Genomic DNA, 4,623 nt, shown 5'->3' with positions numbered 1-4,623 from the left:
CGATGAGGCGCTGCAGCCGGGGGCTGACGCCTTCGACGCCCCTGTAGCGGACCTCGGGCGGGCGCCCCAGCCCGAGCATGAAAAGATGTTCGCGCTCCGCCTCGGTCAGCAGCAGCCCCTTGGCGATGCGGTTGAGGACATCGGCCGAGGGTGCGCCGCCGCGGCCCTGTTCCAGCCATGTGTACCAGGTCGGGCTGATGTTGGCGCGCTGCGCGACCTCTTCGCGGCGCAGCCCCGGCGTGCGTCTGCGTCCGGAAAACCCGAATGATGCGGGATCAAGCCGGGTGCGCCGGTCTTTGAGGAACGCTGCTAGTGAGCCGGAATTGGAGGGCATCCTGTTAGCCATTATACCACGATAAGATCACTACTTTAATAGAATAATAGACCAGCAATATTACGCGGGCAACTGTACAGGAGATTTTGCATGCGTATCTTTCTCACCGGCGCGACCGGTTTCATCGGTTCGGCGATCGTTCCCGAACTCATCAAGGCAGGCCACCAGGTGGTCGGCGTGACCCGCTCCGACGCCGGCGCCGAGGCGCTGGCCGCCGCCGGTGCTGAAGTGCATCGCGGAACGCTCGAGGAGCCCGAAGGGCTGTGCGATGGCGCGGCCAAGGCGGACGGCGTGATCCACACGGCATTCGACCACGACTTTTCGCGGTTTGCCGAGAATTGCGAAAAGGACAAACGCGTCATCGCCGCACTGGGCGCCGCGCTCGCCGGCTCCGACCGGCCGCTGGTGATCACCTCCGGCGTCGGCATGGGCAGTCCCGGGCATGGCCAGTTGGCGATCGAGGACGTCTTCAACGCCAGCCATCCCAATCCGCGCATCGCCTCGGAGCTGGCCGGCAATGCCTTGCTGGACGCCGGCATCAATGTGTCGGTGGTGCGGCTGCCGCAGGTCCACAATCCGGTCAAGCAAGGCCTTATCACGCCGCTCATCGAGATCGCGCGTGAAAGGGGCGTCTCGGCCTATGTCGGCGAAGGCCGCAATCGCTACTCCGCGGGCCACCTCCTCGATGCGGCGCGGCTTTACCGGCTCGCCGTGGAAAAGCGGCAGCCGGGCGCGCGCTATCACGCGGTCGGCGAGGAAGGTGTCGAAGTGCGCGCTATCGCCGAGGCGCTCGGCCGGGGTTTGAAATTGCCGGTGGTTTCCATTGCGCCGGAAAAGGCGGCGGAGCATTTCGGCTGGATGGCGATGTTCGCGCCGATGGATCTGCCGTCCTCCAGCGCTCTGACCCAGGCACGGCTCGGCTGGCACCCCACCGGCCCGACGCTGATCGCCGATCTCGACGCCATGCGGTATTGATGCGCTTAGCAACGCTCGAGGTGAGCCGAAGTCTCTGACTTCGTCAGCCCCGTCGCGGAGACCCTGGGCCACGCCGCGACCTTTCGGGATTATGCTCCAGGGCTGACCGCGTAGCGCAGATGGACGAGCCCATGCGCCAGCGCCTCGCAGCTCTTCAGGGACAGCTGCGTCTTGCCCGCCAGGCCGCTCTCGCCGAACTCGACGAAACCCTGATTGGCGGCCCGTCCGTCGATCGCGGGTGCAACGAGAAGGCTCAATTCATCGACGAGCCCGGCGGCGAGGAAGGAACCGTTGATGCTGGCGCCGCCCTCGAGCAGCAGCCGGCTTATGCCGAGTTCGCGTCCGAGGACCTCAAGCATCGCGGCGAGATCGATATCGCCGGTTTCCGCGACGATATAGGACACGCCGTCGGCGGCAAGCTCTGCCAAATGGCTGTCGGCAACGTCGCGCCCAAGCAGCACCACGACATGGTCGCCACCGATGTCGGGTTTGGAAAAATGAAGCTTGCCCGAGGCATCGAGCGCCACGGCATAACCCGCACCTATTTGCGCGAAATGATAGGGCCGGTCGACCTTGCCGGCATTGGCCGGCGGATGCGCGCCGGCCTTGCTCATCTCGGCCATGGTGACGCGCCCGACGATCCAGGCATCAGCCGCGAGATCATTATGGATATGCTCGTAGAGGCTCGACCACTCGGCCCGGGTGCCATCGGGGCTCGAGGTATAGCGGCTGGGGTGGAGGCTGCCGTCAAGGGATGCCAGCATATGGCAGATGATTTGCGGCTTCATGTTGTTCTCCAGTCGAGTGCTTTGGGTTCAGTCCAAAGTAGTGCCACGCCGGGAGAATGGAAGCCGCACGCCTCATGACGTACCCAGCCGTTGAGACGGCATGTGCCGGCAGGTATCATGACCGGATGTCCGCGAACATAATCCTGTTTCATTCGGTTCTGGGGCTGCGCGAGCACGAGCGGCATCTCGCTGGAAAGCTGGGCGCCGCCGGTCACGCCGTTTCGCTGCCGGACCTCTATGCGGGCGTGGCGACGGACGATCTCGAGCAAGGCTTCGCGATCAAGGCGCGGATCGGCTGGGAGGTCATTTGCCAAAGGGCGCGCGATGCCCTGGCCTCGACGCCCGGCGATACGGTGCTGGCGGGGATTTCGATGGGTGCAGGCGTGGTCGCGTCAGTCTGGGCCTTGCGGCCGCTGACGGCCAAGGTGCTGCTGTTGCATGGGCTGGCAACCGTGCCTGCGAACATCCGGCCCGGCCTGCCGGTTCAATTGCATGTCGCCGACACCGATCCGTTCTTCCCCGAGCCGGATGTCCGCGCCTGGCAGCACGCCGCCGAGGCCGCGCAAACCGATGTGCGGATCTTCCGCTATCCAAACTCGGGACATTATTTCTCGGATCCAGCTCTGCCCGACTACAACGACACAGCCGCGGCGCTGCTTTGGCAGCGTGTTCTGGCGTTCCTGGATTGAGAAGCAGAGGGGCGGCCTTGCATTGGAGGTCTTCCGACAAAGCGGCCCCCACGCCGGAAATCCAAAATCCGACAATTCCGATAATTTGCCTGGCACCGCTGTTATATCGATGTTGCACAAATGGTTGGCCCTGGGTTAGCATCCCTGCGCAGGCGTCGGTGGGAGGCTCTTTTTACAGCGGCGGCCAGCTGGAGCGGCATGCGTTTTCGGGCGCAGGGAGGATGCTCCACACTTTGAACCGACGCATGATCCTTCCTGAAACCGATCCCGGTTTTCGGGTCGTGCGTTCTTGTGGAGGAGGATCCCATGAACAGACGTGAATTCCTGCTGTCGTCCGCGGCTTTCGGCGCCATGATGGTTGCCGCGCCTTCTGTGTTTGCGCAGGACAAGCTCACTATCCTTGGCTCGGTGCCCAGTCTCGGCTTTCCGTTCTTCGTGCACATGCTGAACGAGATCAAGGCGGAAGCCGCCACGCAAGGCGTCAATCTGACCGAAAGCGACGGCCAGAACTCGGCCACCAAGCAGACCGCCGACATCGAGGCCGCCCTGGTGCAGAAGGTCAACGCCATCGTCATCTCGCCGCTCGACGTCAACGCCCTGGCGCCGGCCATCGAGGAAGCGGTCAAGGCCGGCGTTCCCGTAGTGACGATCGACCGCCGCGTAGACGGCGTCGAGGGCATCCTCGCCCATGTCGGCGCCGACAATGTGAAGGGCGGCGAGGCGGAAGCCAACGCCGTGGTGGCGGCGTTTCCCAACGGTGCCAAGCTGTTCCATCTGCAGGGCCAGCCCGGCGCCGGCCCGGCGATCGACCGCAACAAGGGCGTGCACAATGTGCTCGATCCTCTGAAGGACAAGTATCAGATCGTCTTCGAGCAGACCGCCAACTTCGCCCGCGCCGAGGCGCTGTCGGTGACCGAGGCTGGCCTTGCCGCCAACGGCAAACCCGACGCCATCGTCTGCGCCAATGACGACATGGCGCTGGGCGCCATGGAGGCTTGTGCCGCGCGCAACTTCACCGACGTCAAGATCTACGGCTTCGATGCACTGCCCGAAGCGCTGGTCGCCGTGCGCGACGGCAAGCTTGCGGGCACGGTCGAGCAATTCCCCGGCGAGCAGTCGCGCACTGCGGTGCGCATCGCGGTGGCCTTTGCCAAGGACAAGACCGAGCCGAAGGAGAAGCTGGTGCTGCTGACGCCAATCGTCATCGGCAAGGACAATCTCGACAAGGCGGAGCGGATTGGCGAGACGAAGTAGGGTTTGCGGGGATCGGCCGATTGGCAAAGCCGGCGGGACAGCGCCCCCCTCTGTCCTGCCGGACATCTCCCCCTCAAGGGGGAGATCGACTGTTCCTCCTGCTTTCGCCAGTTCCCAAATGTTGAAAGAAAAGGTGTCGCCGGTGACACAGCCAATCTCCCTTGAGGAGGAGATGTCCGGCAGGACAGAGGGGGGCGTTCAAGCGCTGACAGGCGACATCAACTGCATGGAAGGAGCCACCCTTGCCGCCAGCCGCTGAAGCCGCCTCGCCCGAACCCATCCTGCTTGCCGTCGAAGGCATCACCAAGCATTTCTCGGGCGTCACCGCGCTCAGCGATGTCTCGCTCGATATCCGCCCCGGCGAGATCCTCGGCCTGCTGGGCGAAAACGGCGCCGGCAAATCGACGCTGCTGAAAATCCTCTCGGGTGTGATGCCGCCATCCAGCGGGCATATCATCTTCGACAGTGCCGATTATCATCCCTCCAGCCCGCAGGATGCCAAGCGGCTTGGCATCCTGCGGGCTGGAGGGATGATAATCGGCACTGTCGAAGATGATATGCCCGCTGGATGGCGGCATCACAC

General features: G+C 64.0%; 6 protein-coding genes. 4 read left to right on the top strand and 2 right to left on the bottom strand.

All coding sequences use genetic code 11. The annotated features are described in order from the left end of the window. The coding region (locus EN991_RS24335; protein ID WP_245461064.1) for a helix-turn-helix transcriptional regulator at nucleotides 1-334 on the bottom strand (334 nt) is incomplete at its 3' end. Between the two features lie 90 nt (nucleotides 335-424). Here EN991_RS24335 and EN991_RS24330 point away from each other — a divergent pair. Beyond that, complete coding sequence (locus EN991_RS24330) at nucleotides 425-1,309, top strand: SDR family oxidoreductase (protein ID WP_024501766.1); 885 nt, start codon at nucleotides 425-427, stop codon at nucleotides 1,307-1,309. Between the two features lie 89 nt (nucleotides 1,310-1,398). Here EN991_RS24330 and EN991_RS24325 read toward each other — a convergent pair whose 3' ends face one another. After that, nucleotides 1,399-2,097 carry a RibD family protein gene (locus tag EN991_RS24325; protein WP_063168646.1) on the bottom strand — a complete coding sequence of 233 codons (699 nt, stop codon included), beginning with the start codon at nucleotides 2,095-2,097 and terminating at the stop codon, nucleotides 1,399-1,401. A gap of 125 nt (nucleotides 2,098-2,222) precedes the next feature. Here EN991_RS24325 and EN991_RS24320 point away from each other — a divergent pair, with 125 nt between their 5' ends. The 3 genes from EN991_RS24320 to EN991_RS24305 all read left to right on the top strand — a co-directional run. Then, entirely contained in the window at nucleotides 2,223-2,786 is a 564-nt protein-coding gene (locus EN991_RS24320) for a dienelactone hydrolase family protein (RefSeq protein WP_024501764.1), read from the top strand. 306 nt (nucleotides 2,787-3,092) lie between these two features. Next, a complete protein-coding gene (locus EN991_RS24315; RefSeq protein ID WP_013530574.1) occupies nucleotides 3,093-4,040 on the top strand; it encodes a substrate-binding domain-containing protein in 948 nt (315 codons plus the stop codon). 242 nt (nucleotides 4,041-4,282) lie between these two features. After that, the coding region (locus EN991_RS24305; protein WP_245461063.1) for an ATP-binding cassette domain-containing protein at nucleotides 4,283-4,623 on the top strand (341 nt) is incomplete at its 3' end.

This window comes from Mesorhizobium sp. M7A.F.Ca.US.005.03.2.1 (genome assembly GCF_003997795.1).
GTDB lineage: Bacteria > Pseudomonadota > Alphaproteobacteria > Rhizobiales > Rhizobiaceae > Mesorhizobium > Mesorhizobium ciceri.
This window is presented reverse-complemented; position numbering and strand designations above follow the sequence as displayed.